We start from the raw sequence: 26,350 nt of genomic DNA, 5'->3' as shown, positions 1-26,350 counted from the left end.
CGCCCGGCCGCGGCGCTGGTCGGCCGAGGCTTTGGACACCTTGACGGTGGTCAAACGGCTCATGCCGGTTCGCGCGGAAAACACCGATTCCCGCGACAGTCCGCTGTCGATCACCACCGTAATCCCCGCTATGGTCAGGCTGGACTCGGCAATCGAGGTGGCTAATACGACTTTTCGGCTGCCCGAAGCCGAAGGGCGTATCGCCTCATCCTGCTGCTCCAGCTTCATACTTCCGTACAGCGGAATAACCTTGACATGTGGAGACAAATTTCTTGAAGTCAGTTCACGCTCCGTGCGATGAATTTCCCTCGCCCCGGGCAGGAAGACCAACAGATCTCCTTCATGGGCATGAAGCGCCTTTTCTACGGTCTCTGCTGTAAAAGCTTCTAATGTGGCCGATGAAGGCTTGGGCATATGAAAGGTTTCTACAGGAAATACGGTGCCCGGACATTCCAGCAGTGGAGCATCCCCCAGTAGACGGCAGACCGGCTCAGCCTCCAGCGTGGCAGACATGATCAATATTTTCAAATCCGGCCGCAGCAGTGCCTGACTTTGTAGAGCAAGCGCCAGCCCTAAATCTGCATGCAGACTGCGTTCATGAAACTCATCAAAAATAATCAGTCCAGTCCCCTCTAACGCCTGATCATTTTGCAGCATCCGTGTCAGCACGCCCTCAGTAACTACTTCAATCCGTGTATTCGGTCCTATTTTTGTATCCATGCGAACCCGATAGCCCACCGTCTGCCCCGTTTGTTCTCCCAGCACTTTCGCCATTTGCGCGGCCGCTGCACGTGCCGCCAAGCGCCTTGGCTCCAGCATCAGCATTTTTTGACCCGCCAGCCACGGCTCGTGCAGCAGTTCAAGCGGCGTAACCGTCGTCTTGCCCGCGCCCGGCTGCGCAATCAATACGGCAGCCGAATGGGATCGCAGCGCATTTTTAAGCTCGGGTATAACTTGAATGATAGGCAGTTGTTTATCTGTCAATGAAATCTCTCCAATGATACGCAGATGCGTGAATCTAAGCTTTAGCTTTTTATTATTGTGTCAAATGTAGATTGGAAAAGTTGTTCCTCGCGTACAGTTACGCTGGGGTTTCGATCTGCTTAGCTATGTATGAATGGCACTCGTCCAGCTCCCAACTTCGCTTCACACGATCCCCTCCGAGAAAAGTTCCCAAAATGGTCAGAGTCGGAATATCTCTATTGAAAATAGTATACAGATGCTTGATACATTGGGCAATTCACTTATGATGTGTAGTCCATGCTCAATCATTAGCCTGGATACCGAGGCTTTCATTCAGTTTAGCATTTTTCATCCTCATAATTTATGTAAGTTACGTTGGGTTCGCCTTTATCCCCGAATTTCTACCGCTAAAAAAAATAGTTTGAAATTCGGGGCAACAGCGATTGGAGAAATGGTTCGTTCTCGGAGCGTCCTACTCCTTCGATCCCGTATTGGCAATCCCCTGCACATAATAGCGCTGCAGTGGAAGCAGCAGCACAACGGGGATGAGGATGGACAAAATGACGGCCGCGAACATTTCGTTCCAGTAGGTGGCGTATTCGGTAACGAAGTCGCTCAGCGCGACCTGAATCACTTTATACTCCTTCGAGCGTGTCACGATGAGCGGCCACAGGAACGATTCCCACTGCTGAATAAAAATAAGCAGGCTGGCGCTGACGGTAACGGGCTTGCAGAGCGGCATGACGATTCGAGTGTATACCCGCAGCCAGGAGGCCCCGTCCATGCGGGCAGATTCGACCAGGGACGTCGGCAGTTCGAGAAAAAACTGACGGAACAGAAAGATGACCAGTCCGTTGGCAATGCCAGGAATGATGATGCCCGCATAGGTGTCCACCCAGCCCAGGCTGTTGACAAGGCTGTACAACGGGATGGAGATGACCTCGAACGGAATCATGAAGGTGAGCAGCACCAGCAGAAACAACAGTGTTTTTCCGCGAAACTCAAAATATACGAATGCGAACGCGGCCATGGAGCCAAGCAAAAGCCCGCCAATCACGTTGGCTGCTCCGACAAAAAACGTGTTCAGAAAAATTTGTCCGAACCCTCGCTCCGTAAACAGCATTTGATAAGCTCCCCAGGTAAAATTGGACGGCCAAAACGTTTTCCAGGTGACCGGCGACATATATTTATAAATGTCCTCCAGCGGACGGAACGACGAAACGAAGGCAAACGCCAGCGGCAGCAGCACCAGCAGCGCCAGAACGATATGTACGGCATACAACAGCAGATGAGAACGGGTAAATCGGTTCACGTTGAAATCCTTTCTAATGGGAGGTCCGCAGCCACTTGAACTGCAGGGCGACAACAGTTAGCGTAATCAGCAGCAAAATGACCATAATCGCGTACGATCTGCCCATATCGGAATATAGAAAAGCGTTATTGAAGCTTTCAAGCATCAGCACATTCGTACTGTTTTCAGGCCCGCCTTTGGTCAAAATGTACATCGGTGAAAATAGCAGGAAATTTGCCGTCGTCACGGCCACGACGATAAAGGTGAGCGGGCGTTTCATAAGCGGAAGGATCACATGGACAAATTGCTTCCAACGGCTCGCTCCATCCAGGGAGGAGGCTTCAAGCAGTGAACCGGGAATCTCCTGGAGACCGGCCAGCAGGAACAGCGCCCAATAGCCGACACCCTTCCATGACGCAATCGCGATAATGGAGCCGAGCGCCTGGAGGCTGCTGCCCAAAAACGGCTGCGGGTCCAGTCCCAGCGCAACCAGGATCGAATTTACCACACCCTGCTCGGGGCTGAGCATAATGTTCCATAAGACGCAGGCGGTCGGGACGGATACGGCGACAGGTACGAAATGAATACCGCGAAAGAAAGCAATCCGCTTGATTTTCGTATTTAACAGCATCGCCAGCGCGAAGGCCAGCACAATTTGCAGCGGGTTAATGATCAGATTGAACACCAGCGTCACCTTCAGCGAATTCCAGAACACGGGGTCCGCGAACAAGGATTGGTAGTTCTGTAATCCGACGAAGCTTTTTTCGCCTGTAAAAAATTGTGTCGTGTATACACTTTGCACTACAGCGCTGAAGATGGGATACAGCTTAAACAGAAACAGCCCGGCAAGGGTAGGTAGCAGAAAGAGCAGGATAGAGCCAATATTATTTTTCAGTTTCATACATTCACCTTTTGCAGCAATTCGGATTCAGGGTCAGGAAGGACCGCTGGCATCCTCTTGAAGGAAAAAGGGGGAACCGTGCTCAGCCCTTCGTTCCCCCGAATGCGTTCAATTTGCTGCTACACCCTTATATTTTTTCAATAGGTTATCTATGACGTGGACGGCATCATCCAGCGCTTTTTGCGGATCGGCACCGTTTTTCATATCTTCAAATGCTTTGTTCATATTCTTTTCCCATTCCAGGTAACCGGGCGTTTTGGGACGGGGAACGGCAGTTTCGCGCGATTCCTTGGCAGCAATGCGGATGACATTGTCAGGGAACTGCTCATATTTCGGATCGGTGTCGATGGAATTGAGCAGATCGATCTGTGGAGGCAGCGTCCCTCCTTCTTTAAACAGGATTTTTGCTCCTTCGCCCAGCGTCAGAAATTTAATGAACTTGGCGGATGCCTCTTTGTGCTCGGAATATTTGGAGATACCCACGTTCCATGCCCCGGTTGGCGTGGCTACTTTCTGACCTGCGAAATACGGATGCAGCGTGACGCCAAAGTTCAAGCCGGAATCCCTGATCTTCGGCATGTTCTGGTTGGTGGACACGAACATCGCCACTTTGCCGGATGTAAAATAGTCGATGGATTCTTCTTTTTTGATTTTCGGGCTGACTTTGTCCTTGTTGAACAGGTCCGCGTAAAATTGGAAGGCCTTGACGGCCTCCGGCGAATTCGAATAGCCGCTGGACACCAGTCCGTCGTCGCTGAGCATTTTGGCGCTCAGGCTATCCGACAGGGCCAAAAGCTGGTACGCTTTGTCCACCTGCTCGAAGGAAAAACCGTATACGTTATCCGAAGTCAGCTGTTTCGCCAAATCCCGGACTTCCTCCCACGTCATACGCTTGTCAGCGTCCGGGAAAGGAATGCCTTTCTTTTTAAAAATATCTTTATTGTAGTAAAGCACCTGGCTGGAGCTGTTCATAGGCGCAGCCATGAGCTCGCCTTTGTACGACACCGTCTCCACTGCGGATTTCGTCCATTTGGCCTTGGCGTCGGCTGGGATCAGAGAATCCAGCGGCTCCAGATAGCCTTTCACGGAATAGTTCATGACCAGTGGGGTATCGACAAACAGCACGTCCAAATCCTTGGCTTTGGAGCTGAGCTTGATTTCGATCGTTTCTGTCAATTGGTCAATCGGAACGAGATTCATTTTGACTTTGATGTTCGGATTTTGCTGTTCAAAAGCTTCGACCACCTTCGTGAGCGGCTTCTCGTAATTGGAGTAGGCCTCAAACGAAATCTCCGTTGCTGTTGAAGAAGTGGAAGAGCCTTGCCCGTTCGAGCTTGAAGAATCTGCAGATGTGCCCGCTCCCTGCGAACAGCCTGTAAAAAGGACGGCTGCCGCCAGCATAGGCGCACACCAGGCGGCAAAGCGTTTTGCCGGTTGTTTGGAAATCATGTACGTTCCACCTCGATTTATGATTTAACGGTTTATGGTTTAACGATTTATGGTTTAACGATTTATGACTTAACGATTTATGGTTTAAAGAGTATGCTTTTTTAAAACAGGGCTTTATCCCGTAAAAAACAATCTGTGGTTCAGCAGTTCAAAAAAACGGGCAGTATCAACCTCAAGCGCTGTTTCCACATTCCCGTCTGCGCATGCCTCAGCGATCGTTTGTCCGGAAAATTCTCCGCGTTCATACTGGACCCGGATGTCCATCCGTTTGGTGCGGATCAATGTAGGGTCGATGAGCACGGCGATGGCGAGCGGGTCGCACATATACGAAAAATCTCGCTGCATGTAGTCCATAAAGTCATGCATCATCCGTACAAGGGTTCCCGCAAGCGGAGTTCCGCTGGCCCCCATGTGGTCAGCTTCTTCCCTGGAAAATACAGCTTGCCGGGTCACGTCCAGACCAAGCATTAGGATGGGCGCTCCGCTTGAAAAAACAATCGCTGCCGCCTCCGGATCGCATTGGATATTATGCTCGACAGGTGACAAATCGCTGCCGTTAGGAGCAAGACTGGTAACGCCGCCCATCATGACAATCTGTTTCACACACTCGGCAATACGGGGCTCCCGGATCATGGCCGCCGCAACGTTCGTATGCGGACCGATCATGACAAGTGTAATTTCTCCAGGATGCTCCATTACGGATTGCATGATAAAATCGACCGCATGCCTGTCAAACTTGCTTCCGCCTTCTTCCAGATGCAAGCCTTTTCCCTCGATTCCCGCTCTGAGTAGCGGACGGTTGCGCAGAAGCGGTAATTCGATCCCGGGACATACCGGGATATGCCCGGCTCCGCACAGATCCAGCACTTTTTGCGCAATTTGCGCGCGGGTCCGGACTTTTCCGTAGACGGTGGTGATGCCTTCAATACGGATTTCCGTAGATTTAAGAGCGAGGGCGAGCGCCACCGCATCGTCCGCGTTGGTTCCGATATCCGTATCCAAAATAATTCTCGACAATGGATTCCACTACTTTCTCTGTTTGATGCCTGTAAAAGGTCAATTCATGCCGCTGGCGCCGAATATCGCTTGTACATTGTGAAGCACAATATGCTTCCGGTCATAGCTGATGATGCCCTGGGCCTTCCATTTGCTCAGCAATTCTGAGACCGTCTGCCGGCTGCATCCGATCATGTTGGATATTTCCTCATGGTTCAGTACCAGGTCAATTCTGGAGTCGCTATCGCCAACAGGCGTGCCCAATTGCTGAAGAAGCCAGGCGAGCCTCCACGGCACAGGCTTGGAAATCAGCAGTTCAACCGTACTTTGATGATGAATGAGCCGATCGGTCATCGTATACAGGATGTCGCTCATGACCTCATGGTCTGAATGGATTTTTTCCTGAATGATAGCCGCGTCAAGCACCCAAATCTGGCTGTCGTGCAGACACTGTGCGTAGCAGGGATGATTTTGCCCCAAGACAATTTCCGCAAGCCCGAAGGCGTCCCCGGTTTTTCGGATGAAAAAGGTTACATCCCGTCCTTCCTCGGTAAATTGGCATACCTTGAGCAGTCCGTTTTCGATGAAATAGGAGCCGACAGGAACGCTTCCTTTGGTAAAGACAAACGAGCCTTTCGGGAACCTACGCAAGGTTCCGTATTTGCGGTGCAGGGCATACACGGAATCGATGGAGCGCTTCGGCGCTTTCGGCCCGGAAGATACAGTCTTTGCCGCTAAATCAAGCATTGCCGCATCCGCCTCCACTTCTGTGCACCAAGCGTAGCCTGGCTGCTTTCACCGACGAACCCAAGCCCAGTATAAAAGAAAAAACAATATGATTCTGTCGGGTACCCGACAGTAATGTGTAAAGTTGCAGCATGCTTTTAAGCCCCCCGCTCTCTTGATTTGCACTACTAAGTATGGAGGAGGACGTTGAGGAACATGTTATGCAGACGTTAAAGTTTGTAAAACAACAGATTCTAGCGGCAGTTCTTTGTTTGCGAATAAGGGTACAGTACCTGGAAGTGGCGAGTTGATGGTCCCACCAAACATACATTGAATACATGGAAACGATCTATGTCGAGATGCACTCGCGGCAGGATCGTTTTATAATAGTATTATATGGATTGTGAAGAACGGGATATAGAAACGAGGTAACTTTCGTATGGAATTACAGGACCAACCCATCAGAGGGAGATTTGCTCCAACACCATCGGGATGGATACACTTGGGAAACGCCCGCACCGCGTTGTTATCATGGCTGCACGTTCGTTCCCTGGGCGGAACCTATATTTTACGTATCGAGGACATTGATATGACGCGAGCTCGCAGCCCATTGGCCCAAGGAATTATGGAAGATTTGCGCTGGATCGGGCTGGAATGGGACGAAGGACCGGACATAGGCGGTCCCTACGGTCCCTACACCCAAAGCGAGCGACTGGAACGCTTCCAGGCTGCATTGGAGAAACTACAGGGGCAGGATTTGCTGTACCCTTGTTTTTGCAGCCGGGCGGACATTTTTGCTGCCGCCAGTGCACCGCACGGGCTGTCTGGTGAAGGACCTGCATATACGGGAACATGTCGCAGCCTTAGCCCTCAGGAAGCAGAGGCCAAATCACAATATAAGCTCCCTTCACTTCGCTTTAAAGTACCGCAACATTCGGATGCAGTGATTTCATTTCATGATCAGGTAGCAGGTCATGCGGTCTTCGGCGCCAGGGATGGAGGTGATTTTATCGTTAAACGGGCAGACGGCATGTTCTCCTATCAGCTGGCCGTCGTTGTCGACGATGCCAACATGCATATCACCGACGTGCTACGCGGGTACGATCTGCTCGATTCCACCCCCCGCCAGCTATTGCTATACCAAGCTTTGGGCTTGCAGCCGCCACGCTTCGCACACGTTCCCCTCGTCCTGGGACCTGACGGACGAAGACTCGCCAAACGGCACGGCGGCGTAGCACTCCGGGCCATGCGTCGGCAGGGAATTACACCGGAAGCGGTCATTGGCTGGCTCGCCTATTTTTCCGGGTTGCTGGATTCTCCCGAGCCTGTGAAGGCTGTGGATTTGGTCCAGGGTTTTCATCTCGATAAGCTGCCCAAAGAGCCAGTCATCCTGACAGAACAGTTCCTCAGGAGACTGTCAGCTTTGCAGCGTTAACGCTGTTATCGACGATAGTACTCAAGCATACGGACAAGGGCATTCCGCCCTTTGCCCCTGTCGCTTCTATTCCTCTAACCGCTTACGCACAGCCGATTCATATTCATAAAATACAGACGAAGTATTCAGTCCTCTTTCTTCCAGCAGCATGCGGAGACGAAGTGACTTTTCAGTCAGCCTGCGACTGATCCGCTGTTGCTCTCCTGCCTCATGACAAGCATGAAGCAAATCACGCAGCTGGACACATTCCTGCTGTAGCTGAAGCTCCTCTGGTAAAATGCCCGCATTTTTCAGCAGCTTGTACGACATACGCAGATCCTCTGGAACATGTGATAAATCCTCGATGACCAGCGGCTTGCCTGCTCCGGGTAAATGATCAAACTCGCCTTTCGCCATCGCCTCCGCAATCTTCTGGTCGGCCATTCTGGAGAACATTCCCATAGATCCTATCCACTCCTGTATCTGCATTTATAGCATTCGTTCTGCTCTACTGCATATTTAGTATGGCTAACAGCCTATATGTACAACCCTATTTAATAATAAAACAGATTCTTTTGCCACTGTACCATACGATCATTAGGGTGTCCCGTATAGATTGGGGGGAGAAAGAGCGATTATTCTTCAAGCCCAAGCAATTCAGATACTAGCTTTCTATATTTTTTAGCCTTACGTGTTCCGTGAATGAGATTGGACAAGCGGCTGGGAGGAATATGGTAAGTGTCACAAAATGTTCCCTGATCCATCTGCTTCTCGACTAGCTTTTGTTTGATTTTCCAGCCATAAGGGGTTACCGCATTGCGTTTTTTCAACAATGTTACCTCCAATTAAGATTTTGTTCAAAGGATAGGATCGGGAATCGCATTCTTCCTTTTATAGCACGTAATGCATTCATTAGCTAAGTTTTTGATTTGCATGATTCAATAAATCATCCAGTTTCCGGGATTGTTCGATCACTTTGGGATACGTAAAAAAACCGTACTTTTTCTGGACTTGGTACAGTCTTTGTCTGGTCCGTTCGACACGAAGTAAAGTCACACCTGGATTCATCAGCATGGTTCCTCCATCTGTGTCATATCCTAATGTAAAACGTAAATTTTTGGATTTCTTTAAAATACGCTCAACAAAAAAGCGCTTCTGGAGTGATCCAGAGGCACTTTTTGGCGATTTATGTTTAGTTAAAATGCTACAGTCTCCTGCAAGCTGAACTTAATAGTTACTTTTTGTGCCACTACGCAGTCGGATAGTGCTTCCCATCGCCACCGTCTCACTTGACCAGCACCATTCCGCCTACTTCGTTCTTGTGTTTCATTTTTCGCATTTAGATTATATGACAAAAAGAGTGCTTTTGTAATCGTAGGTGTATGCTTCAAGCTACAACCACTATTAACATAAAATTCCATAATTCCAAAATTAACACTTTATTTCTCGCCAAAATTGACCATCTGTCAATATATTATGTCTGCATTATTTGAAATAAAAAATTTGCATATCTTACAAATAAGAGGACACACAATCACATAGAGTGCAACACAAAATAGTCGAGATTCACCCGCGTACTTGGAAATTTCAATCCACGTACTTGTATAGAGTGCGACTATTAACAACACATACGGAAGCACCGTCGTGCAATCCATTTCAATCCACGCACTCATGCAGAGTGCGACATAGTTGCATCACCTGCATCTTATCCCCCTTTAGGATTTCAATCCACACACTCATACAGAGTGCGACTTTGGCCTTTACTTTAGGGATTACTACCATCACAGATTTCAATCCACGCACTCATACAGAGTGCGACGTAGAAATTATATAGCAAACATACGTTCTGTACAAGATTTCAATCCACTCACTCATGCAGAGTGCGACGATATGCCTTTCCACTCCCCTTCACTGGCCCACACCGATTTCAATCCACTCACTCATGCAGAGTGCGACCAAAGATGTACCGGAATGATCCAGATAAGATATCAATTCGGTACATTTTCAAAAAAACGATGCCAAAAAAAGCTTGAATCTACTTTTGACTTTTATAGATGAAATCAGATTTTAATCCTCTTCGACAAATTTCGAGGTGCGAAGGACCCGGGGTTTTTATGTGAGCTTCACATTCGCACCTTAACCAAAATGTTACAATTAGAATACCATAAATCATTTTTCCATCATAGAGAATGCTTTTAACTCTAAAACAATAAGGATTCTGCTCCATCGATCACAATTTGTGCACCCGTAATGTGGCGCGAATGATCAGAGGCCAGAAATGTTACCAAATCAGCTACCTGCTCAGGTTGGCCAGGTCCATTCGCCAACGGCTGCCCTCCTTCGGGAAAATGAACGGGAATAGTAATCTGCTTTAACCTTTCGGATTTCTCCGTTGTTTCATCAATATTGGTCGAAATGGCACCAGGATAAATGACATTGACGCGAATACGGAATTTGGCCAGCTCCAACGCAGCCATTTTAGCAAACCCGGTTTGACCTGCCTTCGAAGTGCTGTACGCGGACATCCCAAAGCTGGTAAAACGCTGATTTCCATTAATGGAGCTGGTAATGATAATGCTGCCGCCTCCGTTTTTTTTCAAATGAGGTACCGCATACTTCACCGTCAGGAAAGTACCATCGAGATTTATAGACAACGTTTGCCGCCAATCCTCAATGCTCAAATCCTCAATCGGTCCAAGTACCCCGTTAATTCCTGCATTGGCAAAAACGATGTTCAGCCCGCCAAACAGTTCAACTGCTTCCAGAACTGCTTTTTCCACACGAACCGGGTCGGCAATGTCCACATCAAACGCACGGGCTGAGCCTTCTCGTATCGCATTAATCTCTCTTTCCGTCTCCAAAATCCGCTCATTACTTACGTCAAAAAGGGCGACATTCGCTCCTTCTCTCGCCATTTGAATGGCCGTTGCTTTACCAATTCCAGAACCGGCCCCCGTGATTAGAGCAGTTTTGCCTTCAAAACGCGCGCTTCCTGGAGGGGTGTAGCTCATATGTATCGCTCCTTTCAGTATCCTGTATAATCACAAGATTACCCAAAAGGGCATACTTTATAATCACCGTTTTTACGCTTTTGTTGCTATTTCTTTTAGTTACTCGAGGAAAAAAGAAAAAGGACTCTAATGGCTTTAGGCATTACAGAGTCCTCACAGGTAGAAAGCATCATAGGTCAATCGTTTCTATCTTTTTCCTAATTTCAATTCACGCACTCATATAGAGTGCGAAGCGAAAATGTACCCAATTGATCCAAAAGAGGTATCTATTCGGTACGTTTTCAAAACAAACGATGCCGAAAAAGCTTGAATCTACGATTGACTTTTATCAATGACAACCAATTCAAATCCTTTTCGACAAATTACGAGGTGCGAAGGACCCGGGGTTTTTATGTGAGCTTCACATTCGCACCTCTCAGTAAAAGCGGGATCGCGTTTTATTTCGCCTACCACTGCAACTCAATAAACGCAGCATCATCATCCAGTCCCCCGGTATGGGAGGCATCCAGCAATACTTGTATCTGTTCATCAGGGACAGGCTCGCGAATGGGGTCCAAATCGGATAAACCGTCACTATATACCTGCAATCTCATCGCCATATCTGCGGGTATACTTCTTTCGTACCAATGAGGCTTGCCTCCGATCGGTCCACGGCTTGTAGACCAGCGCTCCGCTGTAGAGAAGGTATGATCAAACAGCTCGCTGATTTCCTCCGTACCGTTCCATAGTCGCAGGCGTGAATCTCCCTGCCAGGCAAGTCTGAGATGTCCACGGGCACCGCGCTTCGGCAGTTCGATTCGACCGCAAATATACATGGACTGGCTTCCCTGGCGACGTTTATCCTCTAATACTGAACGCATTAAGCCTGATTCATGACCCAAAGGCTGCCGATCCAGTTCCTCTGTAGCTGTACTAGCCAAACGTTCGAGATGCATCCTCAATTGATCAGCAGACAGATCCCGCCCCTCTTCCAGCCAATCCAGTAAAGAAGAGCCCAGATAACGGGCTGCAAAATCTCCTCGATAACTGAGCCCGACACCATCACACAAGACAAAGCAACAGACGGATTTATGAATGCGCACTGCGGCAAAATCCTGTCCGCTTTCTCCCATGCTGGCAGACTCGGCAGACCTTCCATAGCCATAACGACACAGAAAACGACTATGATGAGATGATAAAGGCTGATCGCCCGTCTGAGAGCTTATATAAGCAAAATGCTGAGCCAGCCTTGCATTCATTCCCTTTCTTTTGCTCGCGGGGAGCAGAGACAGCAGTGGATTCATGCTTTTACCTCCTTACCGTACAGGCGTTGCGGCCGACATTTGAAAACCAATCGACACCAGTTCCGCACAGGTTCCAGGCAACATCATAATCGCTCCTTCACCCAACTGATAATCTGCCTCAAACAGCATTTCCCGATAGCTTTCAGGGAGTACAGAAGACATATTACGCAATTTCACAGCATGCTCATCCTGCAACGGCGTATTGTGCGTCAAGCCTTTCCAGCGACGAGGGTCCTGAATAGGCGTCTCCAGCAGTCTGTCGGATAAAAAGATATTTTCTACCAGTACATTGCCGTCCGGTACGCTCATGCTCATAATGCGCTTGGCAATCGGCTCCGGATCATCGCCTGTAGATACCCCATCTGTCATATGGCATACCAGAGGAGCAGGGCAATCCTGCATCCCCGGCAGCTCTGCCTGTAAAATACGCTCAGCTTGCAAGAAAGCCTTTGCCGAATCTGAAAACCGTTTGGGTGTCAAATCGGGCAACGAACCAATGGCCGCGATTTCATCAATCCCTTTTACACCATTCAGCAAATCATACACGTCGTCACTGTAAGCCAAAATCGCAATCCGATAGCGTGCAGTCAGACGATTTCCTTTGGTTGAACGGAAAACCATCTGCCGGATCGCCAACGATATAGCCTCATACACAACGTCAATTCGCCGTCGCCCCTCCATCAGCATGTTCATCGACGCGCTGATGTCAATCAGGTAAATGATCAGGGCGGGGGTACGTTGTGATGCCTGTATTGTATAATTCATGGTTTGTACATGCTCCCCTCAGTTACCTTTTATCTTTATCTATCAGTCTATCCAGCATGAATAGTTCAAAAATTAAATTTTAGGCAGTCTAAAATTCGTGTCGCTTAAAAAGTTATAGATAGAAGAAGCCCGATATCCCACTTCGCCTACCGAGCGATAATAGGATGGATTGCTATCATATAATGCTCTAAACTTATTGGCAAAGCTTTTGGCCTTTGCCGCGCTTCCCCCCTCCTGGGAGGCGTAGGCCTTGTTATACAGAGTAATAAGCTGAAGAACGTTCTCCTTGTTACGCGCCTGCATCGACGCTTTTTGCTTTTGTTCCGCCTCAGTTGCCGCTTTACGCGCTGCCTCTTGCTGGGCTGCACGGGCTTCCTGGTCCTTTTTCCAAGCCAAATACTTTTCATACTTTGCCTGCTGATCATACGCTTTTTGCTTGGCCAGCTTGACAGCCGCCTGCTTATCCTTGTCCTTTTGCGCAAGATATGCTTCATATTTGACCTGCTGATCTATCAGAGCCTGCTGTTTTTTCTGCTCTTCCTGCTGTTTTTGGGCAGCAAGAGCCTGTTGCTTGGCCTGCTGTCTGGCCTTCTCTTCCGCTGCCTGCCGCTGCTTCTCAGACAATGCCTTGTACGCGGCCTCCTGCTCGGCAACCAGTTTGGCTTGCGCCGCCTTCGCGGCTTCTTCCTGTTTAGCTGCCTCAATTTGTCGCTGATTGGACTGATCCGCAAGAATGCTAACCGCTGGAATTCCAGCCGCTAATAGAACGACCGCAGCCGCTGTCGACACGATAAATGTTTTCGAACGATACCAGGCTGGCGTTTTTTCAGGTTGCTCCGATGCCTTAGGATTTAGCTGCTCCTCCAGTCCTGTAATAGCAGCCGATACCTCCACATGCAAAGGGCTGCCATCTTCCACAAAATGATATAACGAACGATATACCTCCAGCGCTGCAGCAGGTTTATTTTGCTGCTCAAGCTCACGGGCCTGTCGGAACAGTTTGTCTGTTACCCCTCGCTCCCCCTGCTCCTCAGCAGCATGATTTAGCATTGCAGCCTGCTCAGTTCCGGCCGGTGCAACCCAAGAGGAGACTGCCTCAACGGAAGAACTTTCCGTAGCTGCCGCTTCCACTGATGCTGCTGTTTCCGCTGCCTCCAGTTCCGTCGCCTCTGTTTCAACAGGAATATCCTGTTCCGTTATTGCATTAAGCACAACCAGCCACTCACCAAAAGTCGGACAACTGCTTAAATCCTGACTGTCCCAGGCACGGCTGAACAACTCTACCACCTTGCTCCCCCACCGGGTTTCCAGCGACTTTCGCAAAATGAAATATCGCTCGCAAGGTGTCTGCATTTCGTGCTGGTCAAAATAGCTTTCGCCCCATGCTTTATCTACAATTACACGGTCAGACCAGCTCAGCATTTCTCCAATAATAATGGCCCCTGCAAAACGATCTGCGTATGCGCTCCATAGCCCACTGTGAACGGTACGGTGGGCGGCATATCCCGGTGAACCTGCCAATAGAGCGTCTGGCCGATCCATTTTGGTGCTATACATTTGCTCCACGTCCACCAATTCTACTGCTGACGTGCCTTCAGGCAGTTCCACTTCAGAAAAAAACGGAAGCATGACATTCGGCGCTGATAAATCACAGTGTGCCAGTCCTTTTTGCTCCATAGCCGAACCGATCCCTGCCAGCGCTCTGGCTAAAGCCAGACTATCGGAAGCCTCAAGCTGACGCTGATCTGTGAGACAATCGAACCACGTCGTACCATGAATCCATGGCATCAGTACCGCATACAGCAAATCAGGCTGCTCGGCAATCAGACTTCCGTTTCTTTCTGGAGTGAGCACATCACGCTTGCACACCTGCAAACCGGGAATATTCCCGTATGCTTCCATATGCTCAGATTGATAAACCATAGCCGGGATACGGAACTTTGGAAAAAACACTTTAAGGGCTTTAGCCTCATGTGGCGCTCCACTTTTGGCATTCAACTGATATACAATGCCTTGGCGCCCCGCTTGAGCATAAGCCAAACCGGGTGCAGCCGGATGTCGTCCAACCACATAAGCTGTACCGTTTATGATCAATTCGTCTCCCGGATTCGGTTGAAAAGACATGAAACATCCCTCTCCTTACATCATTCAATATGCTAGTTTCCTCACTTTATTATAAACATCCGTGGATGGCAAGAAAACCGGGTGTCCTGAGATCGCCCGGTTTTCTTGAAATATAAGAAGGTACACGTTTTCCGTTATCCTATGTTCTTATATTTATCGCAGAAATGGATATCATCCTGGTAAAGGACAGCCAAACCGTTTCTACATGGAACCACCTATACTAAACCGTGAGGAATAGTTCACATATTGCTTCTTCATAGAGTGGTAAATTATAGAGTAATGCCTTACTGGCAGCTTACTTGGCTTGGTCAACCGTACGGAATTTGTTAGCGATAGCCGTCAGTTCTTGGCTGATGCTGTTCAAAGTCGTTACGAAAGCTTGCATTTGCTTACTGGCTTCCTGAAACTCTTGGAAGAAACGTTGCTTGGTCATACCTTCCCATTGACCTTCCATACCTGAGATGGACTGTGTCAGACTGGAAACGATTTGCTGACTTTGCTCACCGCTTTGTTTAAATTGGTTGGCTACCTGATCAACCTGTTCTGGTGTAATTAAAATGCGTCCTGCCATTTTTTTGGAGTCCTCCTTGATGAAAAAATGTTTATTGTTTAACTGGTTCAAATTGTACTATGATTATTTAATTCCCTACAAAAGGCAAAGGTCCTAAATGCAATAATCCCACTTTTTAACTATAAAACAGCATCTAACAGTAGGATTCCGACAAAAAAACACCTAATAAGTCCCAATGAACCAGGAATTATGCTATTCATTCCTATGAACCTCGCAATCAAACAGGATCATCACGAAATTAGCTCTACTAAGCGACAGGTTGATCTCTCGCTACAGACGGGTCCGTAAAATACCAATCCTGCGGACTGCTGGAGGTTGCCTGCTCCAGAATATCCTGATTCAGTGTTCCTGCATCTGAAGACGGTATGCCGGTAATGGCATGTACGACAGACTGCGGGTTTGAAATCAGATCGCTTCCTTCCGAAGTTTGCCCGGGCAAAATAGACGGGGATTGCTGATTCGACCAATCGAGCATTGTGACGGGTCGTCCCAATGGTTGGCTGGCAAATGACAGAATCGTATGATAGTCGTGGTCAACAGCCTGAAACTCCTCTGCCTTTCGGTTCAGTTGTGCACCTGATGTATGGAGATAAGCATGAATCTGCTCCGACATTCGCTTGGCCTGCATCCAATGATTCAAGACCGTCTCACGTGCAGATACATCCCAATCCACTGATTGTAACGCCTGCTCCAAACCTGCTGTTAACTGTTGAATTTGCTCCGCCGCATGCTGTAGCTGCCCGCTAAGCCCCCGAAGCACATCCGGTTCAACTCGAATGCGCATATCCATCACCCTTCTTCTGTCTCTTCTTCAGTTACTGCCGACTGTCTAAGCCAATTTAATAATAAATCCACAAACTGATTCCTCGAAGTCATGGCTGCAATAAGCCAGTCTCCATTACCATTAGAGCTCATACGAAATATCCAGCTCATTGCAGGACACAGGACAAAAGCAGCCCGTTGTGACTCCCACTCCCTGCCGTTCCAAACCAGCAATTGCAGCTCTCCTTCGGCTACTCGTGAGCTTAGCGACTGAGCCAGTTTGGCAGCCCCTTCCGCATCGCCGCTAGCCTCGGTTAGCTTACTGCTGATTAGAGGCACACTCTCTCCTGCAGATTGCTTGTAAATTTCATTAAATGCCTGCTTTGAAAACATGAGTGCTGGAGATTCAGGCAGGGGCCGATCTACCCAGCCCATTTTATCAATCAATGTTTCACAAGCCTTTTCCACATTACCCAGATCATACAGGCGGTACTCATCGGGTTCATCAACGGATTTCACAAGCTCCACGACACGCTCATTCGTACAATGAAGGTAGCCTTCAAACTGCTTGCCTTCCCGTGCATAGCGTATGCGGCAAGCCCGGTTAGATAATCCGGCAATAGCAACCCTTGAAAAAACAGTAGGGGGCATGGCCAATTCCTTGCCCTTGTCTACCCGTTTTAGATACCCCTTTTCCAAAAGAGCAGCTTTTACCTTCTCCCACTCTTCTGCCAATTCCTCCGCCAGATAGCCCTTAAACGGATCTTCCACCCCAAGCAGTCTGTCAGAACCCAGCACGCCTGCCAGAAAAAACAGTTCCTTCGACTTGAGAGTTATTAACTTCTGCTTGGAAGCTTGAAACGTTAACATTATGAGCCACCTCCCTTCAAACTACAACATGCCATCGGTCACGAATTTTCGTTATCCAATCCTCACAGCTCACTTGCTCTGAGAAAGGAATTGCCGCTTTAATCCTGGTAAATTTGCGCCGTACGTAGTATCCCTGTCCAGGCGGCAGGACTTTTAGGCCACCAGCAGCGGCATTCGCTTCCGAATAGGGGATACGAAAGAACGATAAATCATTCGAATCCAGTGTTCCAAAAAGCATACCACTTTGACTTGCCTTGACATCATTGAACCAGTCTACCCCAAAGGTCGGAAAATCAGATGGCACACCCGATAACACAACATGCACATTGCGATCACGTCCCAACCGTACAATGGCGGAGAGCTGATCCTTTATCATAAAATCGTTCAGCTGTTTGCTTAACATGTCTGCATCATCAATAACCAGCAGTAACTCGGGATCATTTCCATCCTTGCTCCGCTGTTGAACAATATCATGCACTTGCTGTACCAGAGGCCCAATTTCCTCCTCACTTTCGGCCGCAGCCTTGACATGAGGAAGATGCCGCAACCGCGATAGTCCACCGCCCCCATAGCGGGTATCAAGCGTATAGACTTCCAATTGCCCCGGTGAGGTGTAATAAGCCAGCGATAGGATCCAGCTCATGAGAAAGGAAGTTTTTCCGCCCTCCATAGGACTGCCGACGATAAAATTAGGACCCTCTTTCAGATTCAGGAGGAAAGGCTCAAGATCGTCACTCTGTAGACCTACAGGCACCTCATAAGGGAGCGCATCGGAAGGCCCGCTTGTCCGATCCCACTGCTGCAGCAGTTCCGCCAGCGGAATACGCTCGGGTAACGGGAGAATGGCTGGAGCGTGCGCTCCCTTCCATTCCTGCACAATGCTCGCGATATTGCGGCGCAGCTGTGCCGAACGTTCCGCCTCATCTCCTCCCGGTGAAGGCAATGCCGTCTGGAACTCGAGTGGTGGAATATGCCCTTTAACCAGAGCACGGCCCGGAATTAAAGGTCCCGGCGTTTTCGCTGGTCGTCCCACCGCGTAATAATAATCACTTGGATCGGATAATTCAAAAGAAACAGCATTCGGAATGTTGCTGCGGAATTTCTCAAACACATCCGTAATCCGGTTCGCTGTGATGATGAACGTGATACCTAAACTGCCACCTTCACGCAAAAGTGATTCCAGCAGTTCATTTTCATCCGGATAAGCATTGCGGAAATTAAGATAGCCATCAATAGCTACGACAATTTGCGGTACATCCTCAACCGCAGAACGGCGATACGAGCTTATCGTTTTGACGCCGGCTTCGGAAATCATTTCCTTGCGTACAGCAACCAGCTTGAACAGATAACGGAACAACCGCTTGATCCGGTCGTCCTCCTCTGCCATCATCACAGAACCGATTTGCGGAAGTTCCCCAAAATCGCGCATCGTCCGACCCATATCAATGATATAACCGTTCCAACGGTTCGCATCAAAGCGCTGAGCCATTGACATCAGCAAAGTCTGCAAAAATGTCGTTTTCCCCATGCCCGGCATGCCGTACACCGCCCAATGGCCATGATCCAGTGATGCATAAATCGGCTCCTGGCGCTGATTCGGCAGATCGTCGACCAGCCCGATGAGCGCCTGCAGCTCCAGAGGAGATGATGCACTATCCGTTTTCGTGCTTGGACGCAAATGAGTTAAATCAAGCAATTCAGGCAGCGGCGGAAGCCATGGTCCCTGAAGCCGCTCAATCCCTGCTTTAGCAGCCTCATTTGCAATATAATCAATGAAGATTTGAAGCTGCTTGGGAGCCTCTTCTCCTTTGAAGCCTGAACTGGCGCGTTCACCGCCCGTCAGCAGCGCTTCTCGTTTCCCGTTCAATCTCACTTCATGTACAGGCAGGGCGGAAGAAATATCACTGTTGCCTATATACGGCGCACCGCTCCAGGCAAACTGCATCTCCTCAAACACTTCATCGCTGCCGACTTGGAAGTATCCTCGTCCCGGCTTGGTAATCCACGCCGCATTCGGTATTTTCAACATATCACGGCTATCGCCTTCGCTCTGCACCCGGAGACAGATACGAAATCTGGAGTTGCTCCAGATTTTATCGTCTACAACACCGGCGGGCTTCTGGGTTGCTAAAATCAAATGGACACCCAAGGTCCGCCCAATCGCCGCAATACTGATCAGTTCATCCATAAACTCAGGCTGATCCCGTTTTAGCTGTGCAAATTCATCAATAATAATAACCAGATGAGGCAGCGGCTGTTCGTGCCGCTGCCGAAGTAATCTGTAATATTCATCAATATGCTGCAAATTGCCTGCATCGTTCAATATTTTCTGTCTTCGAACCAGCTCTGCCTTGAGAGATATTTTGGCACGTTCAATCAAGTTGTTGTCCAAATTCGTAATCGTGCCCACAACATGCGGCAAGTTGACGAATGTGTTGGACATGCCGCCGCCCTTGTAGTCGATCAGCATAAAAGCAAGATCATGCGGGTGAAACTCGGCAGCAAGCGAGGCTACAATAGACTGAATAACCTCACTCTTCCCAGAACCGGTCGTACCCGCAATCAGGCCGTGCGGACCATGTCCCTGGCGCTCTATTTTATCATGCAGATTGATCATGATCTTCTTGCCGCCTGCTCGCACACCCATCGGCACAGGTAAAGTATCCGGATGGCGGTTGCGCCGCCACCGTTCTGTTACGTCCAGTTCCTCCACATCTGCTACGCTCATCATCTCAAAGAGAGGCAGTACAGATGGAATATCTGAAGCCGAGGAACGCTTCAAGCGAATAGGAGCCATATACCGGGCCAATGCATCTGCTTCCTCTTTGGACAAACGATCCGGCTTAAAGCTCTGCTGTTCAACCTCCGCCGATTCCGATTTGCGGGCATATACCCCCTGCTCCTTCGAAGCCTCCACGATCAGCTGACACTGCATCGGCAATGCTTCCTTACGAGAAGCCAGCACAATCGTGCATGAATCAATGGATCGTCCGTCTTCCAGTAATAATGGAAGCAAAGGCTCTTCCTCAATCAGCTGGCTATCGGATAAAACAATCACATAGCAAGGGATTTCCATTCCTTTTCCATGACGTTCGCTGCGATTGTTTTTACGGCGGTTCAGCCTGGCAAACAGAAAATCAGCCAACTGATGAGCGCTGCTGCTGCGATCTGACATCATCCTCTGGGTTCTGTCATCATCCCACACATGCGGAAGCCAGCGCATCCAGGCCCATTCATTTTCCTCACGCTCATCATAAAAGGATGCGATTTTCACTTCATCCGGCGAGTGACGCACAGCCACCTGCGCCAGAATCACTCTTAAGGCAGCAAGAGTATGCTCTCGCTCACCAACCAGTCCTACCACTTTGGATTGAAACAACGGTAATGCAATGGAAGCCGCATCCACCAGACGAAACTCTTCCTCCAGCTCATCCGCAGCCCCGAGCAGAGGGTCACGATCGTAACCGTCCGGGCGCGGGATTTGCAATTTAATATGAAAGGGAACTTGTCCAGTCCCAATACGGACCTGTAAAAAATCCTCATCCTCCGGCGAGCGCTCCCAAAGGGAGCTGTTACGGTTTTTGACGATTTGGGTGCATATTTGCGGATCACCGTGAATTTCATACAATGTACGAATCTGTTCCTCACGCTTTAGCTCAAGCTCTTCGCGATGCTTCTGGAGCTGTTCCCGGTACATCCGGTCGCGTTCCTCCAGCTTGCGCTTATATTCCTTCTTGTTACTTAAGTAGACGAAAAAAGGAATTGTATAAGATGTAAGCATCATGACTACAGTAATCATCTGAAACATCAAATAGTTACTATTGCCCATCTTGCCTGTTTTGCTCATATATACATAAAAGCCTATCGTCACCAACGTCATCATTAACGGAATAAGTATAGATATAATAGAAAAAGACGGCTTGCTCGGCTCTGCCGGGGGCCGTAAAATCTCCAGCTTCTCCTCGCGGAGGGCCGGCCTTAATCTCGGGGATCGCTGGTATAATACATTCAAGACAAAAGTCCCCCTTTTCGCTTACTATTTCATTTTACCAAGGTTTCATATAATTTCATGTGTGTATTGACCCATTTTTTTCGTTTTGAAACAGCGAACGCCGTCCATATACAGGTGCTTCGTCCTGGGTTGTCGAAAAGGCACGCTGAATACGCACCGTACAGCCTTCCCGCAAACCTGCCCCAGTAAGCAGCTGGACGTCCTCCACTCTGAACCAAAGCCCCTCCGGAAACTTTGCTTCCATAATATATTGCATCCCCTCTGCCGGAGGCTCTCCAAAAATACGCACACCCAGCATCAGCTTCAAATGCTCCACCGAATATTCATCGGCCACCTCGATGTCAAACCACTCTGTTTCCTGTCGTCCTGAAAGCACGGTCAGGATCATCTGTCATCCCTCCCGATCCTTGATCAATACAATAAAGTTCCCACAAAAAGCCTATTTTCGATAGAAAGATGGCTATCGTAACTGTAGCATTCGCCCATTAAACTGTCAATTTGTTACAAAATACCCACTCTCAAAATGATTTAAAGACTTTAGTCTCATTCTCCTGAATTAATAGAGTCAATTGAATCATAAATATGTATTTGAACGTTTTTAATAATCGCATCTGCGTCATTTTGTCAATTAGTTAGAACTAAACTCGATTGTTATCCAGATTATTGTGAACAGTTTGTAAATTTCTCAGACCTTTATGTTTTTATAAGGTGTTTTTAAGGTAATTTTAAGAAACGGGCTCTACAATAAAGCCATGAAATAACTCAGGTGAGGTGATTTTTGTGAGAACATTAATTACATTTCAAAACAAACGTATTCCCGTATACATTAACCAAGAAAATAAACAACCCGTACAAAAAACATTAAAACTTCTAAGTAATACTTTGGAGAATAAAATCTCCAGCGGCAAACGTGCCCTTAAGAAATGTCTCAACTCCTTGATCAGTATAGAGATAATCGGCTGTGAAGCCATCCTGCATAGCGTTAGTGAAAATGATTCATTGGCACTGTCCCTCTACTAAGAGGGACTATTTTTTTGTCTGAACACAGAGCTGTGAACGACAAAGAGGGCTCCAAACGGATTGAAGCCCCGTGTCCGTATACAGCCCAAATCGTAACGGGTCAGCGTACACAGCTTAAAGATGCTGCGGTTTAGTATAAACCATGCTCACAGACTCAGCATATACTGGGATTTGCGATTTCACCGCCTGAATGTAAGGCAGACTCCAGACTTCTAAGTATATTGTTAAGACTGGATCGTTACTGGTGTGCCGATGCTTACCTTCTCCTGAAGCTCAAGCACATCCTCGTTATGCATTCGGATGCAGCCATGTGACACCAACTGGCCAATGGACGAAGGATCATTGGTGCCGTGAATCCCATAATGCGGCTTGGACAGCCCCATCCAGAACGCTCCGAAAGGACCGCCGGGATTGGGCTGCTTGTTAATGATCGTAAATTGTCCGCTCGGCGTCTGTGTAGCCACTTTACCAATACCAACGGGATAACTGGCTACAATCTGATCGCCATCCTTCAAATATAAACGACGTTCGGTTAAATCCACCACGATATTGTAGTTCGGCATATACTCACCCCTTTACACCATATGCCGATCACAACTCAGATTTTCTTGTATTTTTACCAAAATTGCTTCAATTCAGCTCGGCTTACCACTCCACATCCCGTCGCCAGCCACTTCGCTGATCCCTTCGGCCCGAGGTTGTGCCGGTACGGCTATCCTTTCTCCGTCGGTCCGCTTCCTTGCGCGCCTGATATTCCAGCTCTCGCTGCATTTTGCGATAATTGTTCACTCTGGATTCAGACAGTCTCCCCGTCTGTACAGCTTCCTCCACTGCACATCCGGCTTCGCCCTTGTGCTTGCAATCTGCAAATCGGCATTTCTGCGCTATGTCGGTAATATCAGCAAAGGTATGAGCGACACCCGTGGAATCATCCCACAGATAAAGCTCGCGCATGCCGGGCGTATCCAGTAGAACGGCTTGCTTGGCGATGGGAAAAAGCTGTCGATGAGTTGTCGTATGCCGTCCCCGGCTATCCTCCTCTCTCACATCCTGTGTCAACTGTACTTCAGTCTCGGAGAGCCAGTTTACAATCGTTGATTTGCCGCTCCCGGAAGAACCTGTTAAAGCAACGGTACAGCCGGGTTGAAGAAACGCCTCCAACTGCTCTCTGCCTTCGTTTTGCAGCGCAGAAATAACGATGACAGGCACACCGGGAGCTACCCCCTCCGCTTCTGCGATCCGTGCCTCAACATCGTGACAAAGGTCGCTCTTACTCAATACGACCACCGGGTTTACCCCACTGTTCCAAGCCATAATTAAATACCGCTCCAGTCTGCGCATATTAAAATCATGATTCAACGCATTTACGAGAAAAAGGGTATCCACATTGGTCGCTATCAGCTGCTCCTTTGTCTCAAAACCCGCAGCCTGTCGGGATATTCTGCTTTTGCGCGGCAGGACGGCATGAATCACAGCATCCGACACTCCATCCGGTGTGCTGATCGCCACCCAATCCCCGACAGCCGGCATCTCGGCGGGATCATCGATGATATGTCGCAGCTTGCCAGAAGCTGCTCCCCAGCGTTCCCCATCCATCGTGATAAGCTTGACTTTCTGCCCATAATCGGCGATCAAGCGGGCAGGCCGCAGCTGTGAATGTCCTGCACGTTCCTCAAAACTTTGCTTCCATTGGTCCCAATAACTGTTCCACTCATCAGACCAACCGTATTGATGTATACTCATTGTTTTCCTCCTGAAAATCATCTTTTTGAATGCAGTGTTATTCGATATCGATATGTGTACATTTTTCCTCCCGCAAGCAAACAACGCAAAAAATCCGCAGGGAAACCCTGCGGAAAGTATGCGGCTGAAGCCGATGTAATCCGTGTTCGTTACGTAAGCAAGCGGCTTATGCGCAAACTACTCTCCGGAACCAACAACCATATACAAGGACACCTAACCGTAAAAAAATCCGCAAGGAATCACTCCCTGCGGATTTCGTCGGTTCTACTGTCCAACCAACTGCCTAGCTAAAACTATATATTATACAGTCTTAACTGAGCATCGTCCGTGCGGGAGACAAGTCATTCTGCTGCTGAACCCATCCATTATTGTTCGTACGCATATAACATCGCCTCCTCCTAAAATTTCCTTTATCATACAAGTCGATAAATCATCTGTCAAGCCTGCCGCAAAACTTTTTTTAAATCTTTTTTGTGTTTCGTTTAGTGCACCTGATCCCAGCGCGTCCACATCTCACGTGGATTCAATTCGTACATTTCCCGTTCCCTATACATAAACTGATGCATAATCAGCTCACGCCGAATCGTCGCAAAATCGTCATGGTACTGTTTAATCCACTCATTTAATTCACGTTCAGGATACACGCGGCCCGGCTCCAGCTTTTCAGCCAGCATCTGAAGCACGATCAGCTTTTTCTTGTATTGTGCAGGAATTTGGCGCAGCTTGCCGTCCTTGGCAAAAAAATTACGTAAAACCGTCGCCTCCAATGTTTCATTAAGCTCTGACATCTCTTCCTCACCCTCTCCCTTTTCGAAGATAAAACGTACCGTCGCCTCGGCATGCTGCCGGATCAGCTCCGGATTCAATGTGAAATACACCGTATTTTTATCCCGTCGTTCTTTGATTAATCCAGCCTCACGGAGTTTGGAAGCATGATGCGTAACGGTCGGTTGGGATAAATTCAGCTTTTTCGCCAAAGCCTGACCATGCAACTCCCCACGGGACAACAGGAGTAATATGCGCATACGCGTCGGGTCAGCAAGCGCTTTATGATAATTGACCATCTTATCCAGCTGCATCGTGATAACACCTCTTTTCCTTAACCCAAACTTGCTCTACAAATATCGATACTTGCTCTACAAACGAACTCAAACAAAATAGATATTCATCTAATTATATGTTTGTTAAAATTATCTGTCAATCATATCCTTCCATCACTTCTTCCTGAAAACGGCTGGATATTATGTACGCATTGCGGTAGGATTATTATTTGAAAAACTTCTTACATACCCGTGCATTTTGCATCAATCCAGAGCACAGCTTTCATTGATCAAAATATTAATCAGAATGATTCTGACCGTATATATTTTGTACCAACGAGCGACTGGAATCGAATGATGCGCAATGCTAATCCTGCGAAATACTTACGCAGAAGAACAATACAATTGGAGGTTCATCTATATGCATGACGTAATTATTATTGGCGGCGGTCCATGCGGGCTATCCGCTGCTATCGAATGCAGCCGCAAAGGTTTGCAAACCGTTATTATTGAAAAAAGCAACATTGTCCACTCTATTTTTCTGTATCCGACGAACATGCAGTTTTTTAGCACCGCCGAGCTATTGGAGATTGGTGATGTCCCATTCAGCACCCCCAATGACAAGCCTTTTCGTCATGAAGCTTTGGCGTATTACCGTAAAGTAGCGGCACATTATAACCTGAACATTCAGCATTATGAGGAGGCTCGAACCATCGCTCGTCAGGATGACGGTACATTTACCGTTCATACCATGAGCAAGCGTGGAATCCCCCAATCGTATTCGTCCCGCTATGTTGTAGTGGCTACAGGGTATTTTGATCATCCGAACTATTTGGGCATTCCCGGGGAAGAATTAGATAAAGTCACTCACTATTTCAGCGAAGCCCATCCTTATACAGGAACCCGAGTCGCGGTCATCGGCGGCAGTAACTCCGCAGTAGATGCAGCGATGGAATTGGTACGGGTCGGGGCTACGATTGATATGGTATACCGTCGGACTGAGCTGTCTCCCTACATCAAGCCGTGGGTTCGTCCACTGTTCGACAGTATGGTACAAAAGGGGAAAATTACGCTGCACTTAGGTGCTCGTATTACAGAGATCCATCCAGATCATGTAGTAGTCACTCCGCTGGAGGCCGAAGCGTTCCGACTGGAAAATGATTTTGTGCTGGCACTAACCGGGTTCCACCCGGAACGAAAATTACTGGAATCGGTCGGCGTCCACATGGCTGAAGATCTGGATAAACCCGAGTTTGATCCAGCCACGATGGAAACGAATATACCGGGTATATATGTGGCAGGCGTGATCGCTTCCGGCAGCAATGCCAATGAGGTATTCATTGAAACAGGTCGCTGGCATGGACGCCAAATCGCGGAGCATATTCAAAGCCAAACGAACTAAGGAGAAC

General features: G+C 48.4%; 24 protein-coding genes and 1 CRISPR repeat array. Of the genes, 3 read left to right on the top strand and 21 right to left on the bottom strand.

The genetic code is table 11. From position 1 onward, the window contains the following. The 6 genes from WG8_RS10520 to WG8_RS10495 form a co-directional block, all read right to left on the bottom strand. Window positions 1–984: helicase-related protein (locus tag WG8_RS10520; protein WP_007430148.1), on the bottom strand; the 984-nt coding region annotated here is incomplete at its 3' end. Window positions 985–1,435: 451 nt separating this feature from the next. Continuing rightward, entirely contained in the window at window positions 1,436–2,275 is an 840-nt protein-coding gene (locus tag WG8_RS10515; protein ID WP_007430147.1) for a carbohydrate ABC transporter permease, read from the bottom strand. Window positions 2,276–2,288: 13 nt separating this feature from the next. Beyond that, the gene (locus WG8_RS10510) at window positions 2,289–3,155 is read right to left on the bottom strand and encodes a carbohydrate ABC transporter permease (RefSeq protein ID WP_007430146.1); all 867 of its coding nucleotides are present in this window, start codon (window positions 3,153–3,155) and stop codon (window positions 2,289–2,291) included. 108 nt (window positions 3,156–3,263) lie between these two features. Continuing rightward, on the bottom strand, window positions 3,264–4,604 hold the full coding sequence (locus WG8_RS10505; RefSeq protein WP_007430145.1) for an ABC transporter substrate-binding protein: 1,341 nt from the start codon (window positions 4,602–4,604) through the stop codon (window positions 3,264–3,266). A 114-nt stretch (window positions 4,605–4,718) separates the two neighbouring features. Beyond that, a complete protein-coding gene (locus WG8_RS10500; protein WP_007430144.1) occupies window positions 4,719–5,621 on the bottom strand; it encodes a nucleoside hydrolase in 903 nt (300 codons plus the stop codon). Window positions 5,622–5,660: 39 nt separating this feature from the next. Further along, complete coding sequence (locus tag WG8_RS10495; protein WP_007430143.1) at window positions 5,661–6,347, bottom strand: Crp/Fnr family transcriptional regulator; 687 nt, start codon at window positions 6,345–6,347, stop codon at window positions 5,661–5,663. A gap of 418 nt (window positions 6,348–6,765) precedes the next feature. On the opposite strand from WG8_RS10495, the gene gluQRS reads away from it, so the two are divergent. Next, window positions 6,766–7,761: a tRNA glutamyl-Q(34) synthetase GluQRS gene (gene gluQRS, locus WG8_RS10490; RefSeq protein ID WP_043890952.1), complete on the top strand. Its 996-nt coding sequence runs from the start codon at window positions 6,766–6,768 to the stop codon at window positions 7,759–7,761. A gap of 66 nt (window positions 7,762–7,827) precedes the next feature. Here gluQRS and WG8_RS10485 read toward each other — a convergent pair whose 3' ends face one another. The 12 genes from WG8_RS10485 to WG8_RS10435 form a co-directional block, all read right to left on the bottom strand. Further along, window positions 7,828–8,202, bottom strand: coding sequence for a DnaJ family domain-containing protein (locus tag WG8_RS10485; RefSeq protein WP_007430140.1), 375 nt, complete (start codon window positions 8,200–8,202; stop codon window positions 7,828–7,830). Window positions 8,203–8,375: 173 nt separating this feature from the next. Continuing rightward, window positions 8,376–8,570, bottom strand: coding sequence for a hypothetical protein (locus tag WG8_RS10480; protein ID WP_007430139.1), 195 nt, complete (start codon window positions 8,568–8,570; stop codon window positions 8,376–8,378). An 82-nt stretch (window positions 8,571–8,652) separates the two neighbouring features. Then, window positions 8,653–8,814 carry a Spo0E family sporulation regulatory protein-aspartic acid phosphatase gene (locus WG8_RS26415; protein WP_083837567.1) on the bottom strand — a complete coding sequence of 54 codons (162 nt, stop codon included), beginning with the start codon at window positions 8,812–8,814 and terminating at the stop codon, window positions 8,653–8,655. Window positions 8,815–9,392: 578 nt separating this feature from the next. Continuing rightward, window positions 9,393–9,696: a CRISPR direct-repeat array (repeat unit 33 nt; unit sequence GATTTCAATCCACTCACTCATGCAGAGTGCGAC). 245 nt (window positions 9,697–9,941) lie between these two features. After that, a complete protein-coding gene (locus WG8_RS10475; protein WP_007430137.1) occupies window positions 9,942–10,751 on the bottom strand; it encodes an SDR family oxidoreductase in 810 nt (269 codons plus the stop codon). Window positions 10,752–11,197: 446 nt separating this feature from the next. Continuing rightward, window positions 11,198–12,034, bottom strand: a complete 837-nt coding sequence (locus tag WG8_RS10470; protein ID WP_007430136.1) for a hypothetical protein — start codon at window positions 12,032–12,034, stop codon at window positions 11,198–11,200. 12 nt (window positions 12,035–12,046) lie between these two features. Then, window positions 12,047–12,799 carry a vWA domain-containing protein gene (locus WG8_RS10465; protein ID WP_007430135.1) on the bottom strand — a complete coding sequence of 251 codons (753 nt, stop codon included), beginning with the start codon at window positions 12,797–12,799 and terminating at the stop codon, window positions 12,047–12,049. Window positions 12,800–12,871: 72 nt separating this feature from the next. Next, complete coding sequence (locus WG8_RS10460) at window positions 12,872–14,923, bottom strand: hypothetical protein (RefSeq protein WP_007430134.1); 2,052 nt, start codon at window positions 14,921–14,923, stop codon at window positions 12,872–12,874. 295 nt (window positions 14,924–15,218) lie between these two features. Beyond that, window positions 15,219–15,494, bottom strand: a complete 276-nt coding sequence (locus WG8_RS10455; protein WP_007430133.1) for a WXG100 family type VII secretion target — start codon at window positions 15,492–15,494, stop codon at window positions 15,219–15,221. Between the two features lie 247 nt (window positions 15,495–15,741). Further along, complete coding sequence (locus tag WG8_RS10450) at window positions 15,742–16,278, bottom strand: WXG100 family type VII secretion target (RefSeq protein WP_007430132.1); 537 nt, start codon at window positions 16,276–16,278, stop codon at window positions 15,742–15,744. A gap of 5 nt (window positions 16,279–16,283) precedes the next feature. Next, complete coding sequence (locus WG8_RS10445) at window positions 16,284–17,126, bottom strand: hypothetical protein (protein ID WP_007430131.1); 843 nt, start codon at window positions 17,124–17,126, stop codon at window positions 16,284–16,286. Window positions 17,127–17,142: 16 nt separating this feature from the next. After that, on the bottom strand, window positions 17,143–21,138 hold the full coding sequence (essC, locus tag WG8_RS10440; protein WP_007430130.1) for a type VII secretion protein EssC: 3,996 nt from the start codon (window positions 21,136–21,138) through the stop codon (window positions 17,143–17,145). Between the two features lie 55 nt (window positions 21,139–21,193). Further along, window positions 21,194–21,526 (bottom strand): hypothetical protein, encoded by a 333-nt coding sequence (locus tag WG8_RS10435; RefSeq protein WP_007430129.1) that lies wholly within the window; start codon window positions 21,524–21,526, stop codon window positions 21,194–21,196. Between the two features lie 392 nt (window positions 21,527–21,918). Here WG8_RS10435 and WG8_RS28280 point away from each other — a divergent pair, with 392 nt between their 5' ends. Next, a complete protein-coding gene (locus WG8_RS28280; protein ID WP_083837565.1) occupies window positions 21,919–22,158 on the top strand; it encodes a hypothetical protein in 240 nt (79 codons plus the stop codon). Window positions 22,159–22,382: 224 nt separating this feature from the next. On the opposite strand, the gene WG8_RS10430 is transcribed toward WG8_RS28280, so the two are convergent. The 3 genes from WG8_RS10430 to WG8_RS10420 form a co-directional block, all read right to left on the bottom strand. Further along, window positions 22,383–22,721 (bottom strand): L,D-transpeptidase, encoded by a 339-nt coding sequence (locus WG8_RS10430; protein ID WP_007430127.1) that lies wholly within the window; start codon window positions 22,719–22,721, stop codon window positions 22,383–22,385. 82 nt (window positions 22,722–22,803) lie between these two features. Continuing rightward, window positions 22,804–23,901: a ribosome small subunit-dependent GTPase A gene (gene rsgA / locus WG8_RS10425; RefSeq protein WP_007430126.1), complete on the bottom strand. Its 1,098-nt coding sequence runs from the start codon at window positions 23,899–23,901 to the stop codon at window positions 22,804–22,806. 482 nt (window positions 23,902–24,383) lie between these two features. After that, window positions 24,384–24,980, bottom strand: coding sequence for a DUF2087 domain-containing protein (locus tag WG8_RS10420; RefSeq protein WP_007430124.1), 597 nt, complete (start codon window positions 24,978–24,980; stop codon window positions 24,384–24,386). A 382-nt stretch (window positions 24,981–25,362) separates the two neighbouring features. Between WG8_RS10420 and WG8_RS10415 the strand changes: the two genes are divergently transcribed. After that, window positions 25,363–26,343: a YpdA family putative bacillithiol disulfide reductase gene (locus WG8_RS10415; RefSeq protein ID WP_007430123.1), complete on the top strand. Its 981-nt coding sequence runs from the start codon at window positions 25,363–25,365 to the stop codon at window positions 26,341–26,343. Window positions 26,344–26,350 lie beyond the last annotated feature (7 nt).

Source organism: Paenibacillus sp. Aloe-11 (genome assembly GCF_000245715.1).
Taxonomy (GTDB): Bacteria; Bacillota; Bacilli; order Paenibacillales; family Paenibacillaceae; genus Paenibacillus; species Paenibacillus kribbensis.
This window is presented reverse-complemented; position numbering and strand designations above follow the sequence as displayed.

Bases quoted from the DNA above. Each gene is read 5' to 3' on its own strand.
- WG8_RS10445 (WP_007430131.1), bottom strand. From the start codon at position 17,126: ATGTTAACGTTTCAAGCTTCCAAGCAGAAGTTAATAACTCTCAAGTCG.
- gluQRS (WP_043890952.1), top strand. From the start codon at position 6,766: ATGGAATTACAGGACCAACCCATCAGAGGGAGATTTGCTCCAACACCA.
- WG8_RS10435 (WP_007430129.1), bottom strand. From the start codon at position 21,526: ATGATCCTGACCGTGCTTTCAGGACGACAGGAAACAGAGTGGTTTGAC.
- WG8_RS10420 (WP_007430124.1), bottom strand. From the start codon at position 24,980: ATGCAGCTGGATAAGATGGTCAATTATCATAAAGCGCTTGCTGACCCG.
- WG8_RS10455 (WP_007430133.1), bottom strand. From the start codon at position 15,494: ATGGCAGGACGCATTTTAATTACACCAGAACAGGTTGATCAGGTAGCC.
- rsgA (WP_007430126.1), bottom strand. From the start codon at position 23,901: ATGAGTATACATCAATACGGTTGGTCTGATGAGTGGAACAGTTATTGG.
- WG8_RS10450 (WP_007430132.1), bottom strand. From the start codon at position 16,278: ATGCGCATTCGAGTTGAACCGGATGTGCTTCGGGGGCTTAGCGGGCAG.
- WG8_RS10485 (WP_007430140.1), bottom strand. From the start codon at position 8,202: ATGGGAATGTTCTCCAGAATGGCCGACCAGAAGATTGCGGAGGCGATG.
- WG8_RS10505 (WP_007430145.1), bottom strand. From the start codon at position 4,604: ATGATTTCCAAACAACCGGCAAAACGCTTTGCCGCCTGGTGTGCGCCT.
- WG8_RS10470 (WP_007430136.1), bottom strand. From the start codon at position 12,034: ATGAATCCACTGCTGTCTCTGCTCCCCGCGAGCAAAAGAAAGGGAATG.
- WG8_RS26415 (WP_083837567.1), bottom strand. From the start codon at position 8,814: ATGCTGATGAATCCAGGTGTGACTTTACTTCGTGTCGAACGGACCAGA.
- WG8_RS10495 (WP_007430143.1), bottom strand. From the start codon at position 6,347: ATGCTTGATTTAGCGGCAAAGACTGTATCTTCCGGGCCGAAAGCGCCG.
- WG8_RS10415 (WP_007430123.1), top strand. From the start codon at position 25,363: ATGCATGACGTAATTATTATTGGCGGCGGTCCATGCGGGCTATCCGCT.
- WG8_RS10460 (WP_007430134.1), bottom strand. From the start codon at position 14,923: ATGTCTTTTCAACCGAATCCGGGAGACGAATTGATCATAAACGGTACA.
- WG8_RS10510 (WP_007430146.1), bottom strand. From the start codon at position 3,155: ATGAAACTGAAAAATAATATTGGCTCTATCCTGCTCTTTCTGCTACCT.
- WG8_RS10430 (WP_007430127.1), bottom strand. From the start codon at position 22,721: ATGCCGAACTACAATATCGTGGTGGATTTAACCGAACGTCGTTTATAT.
- WG8_RS10465 (WP_007430135.1), bottom strand. From the start codon at position 12,799: ATGAATTATACAATACAGGCATCACAACGTACCCCCGCCCTGATCATT.
- WG8_RS10475 (WP_007430137.1), bottom strand. From the start codon at position 10,751: ATGAGCTACACCCCTCCAGGAAGCGCGCGTTTTGAAGGCAAAACTGCT.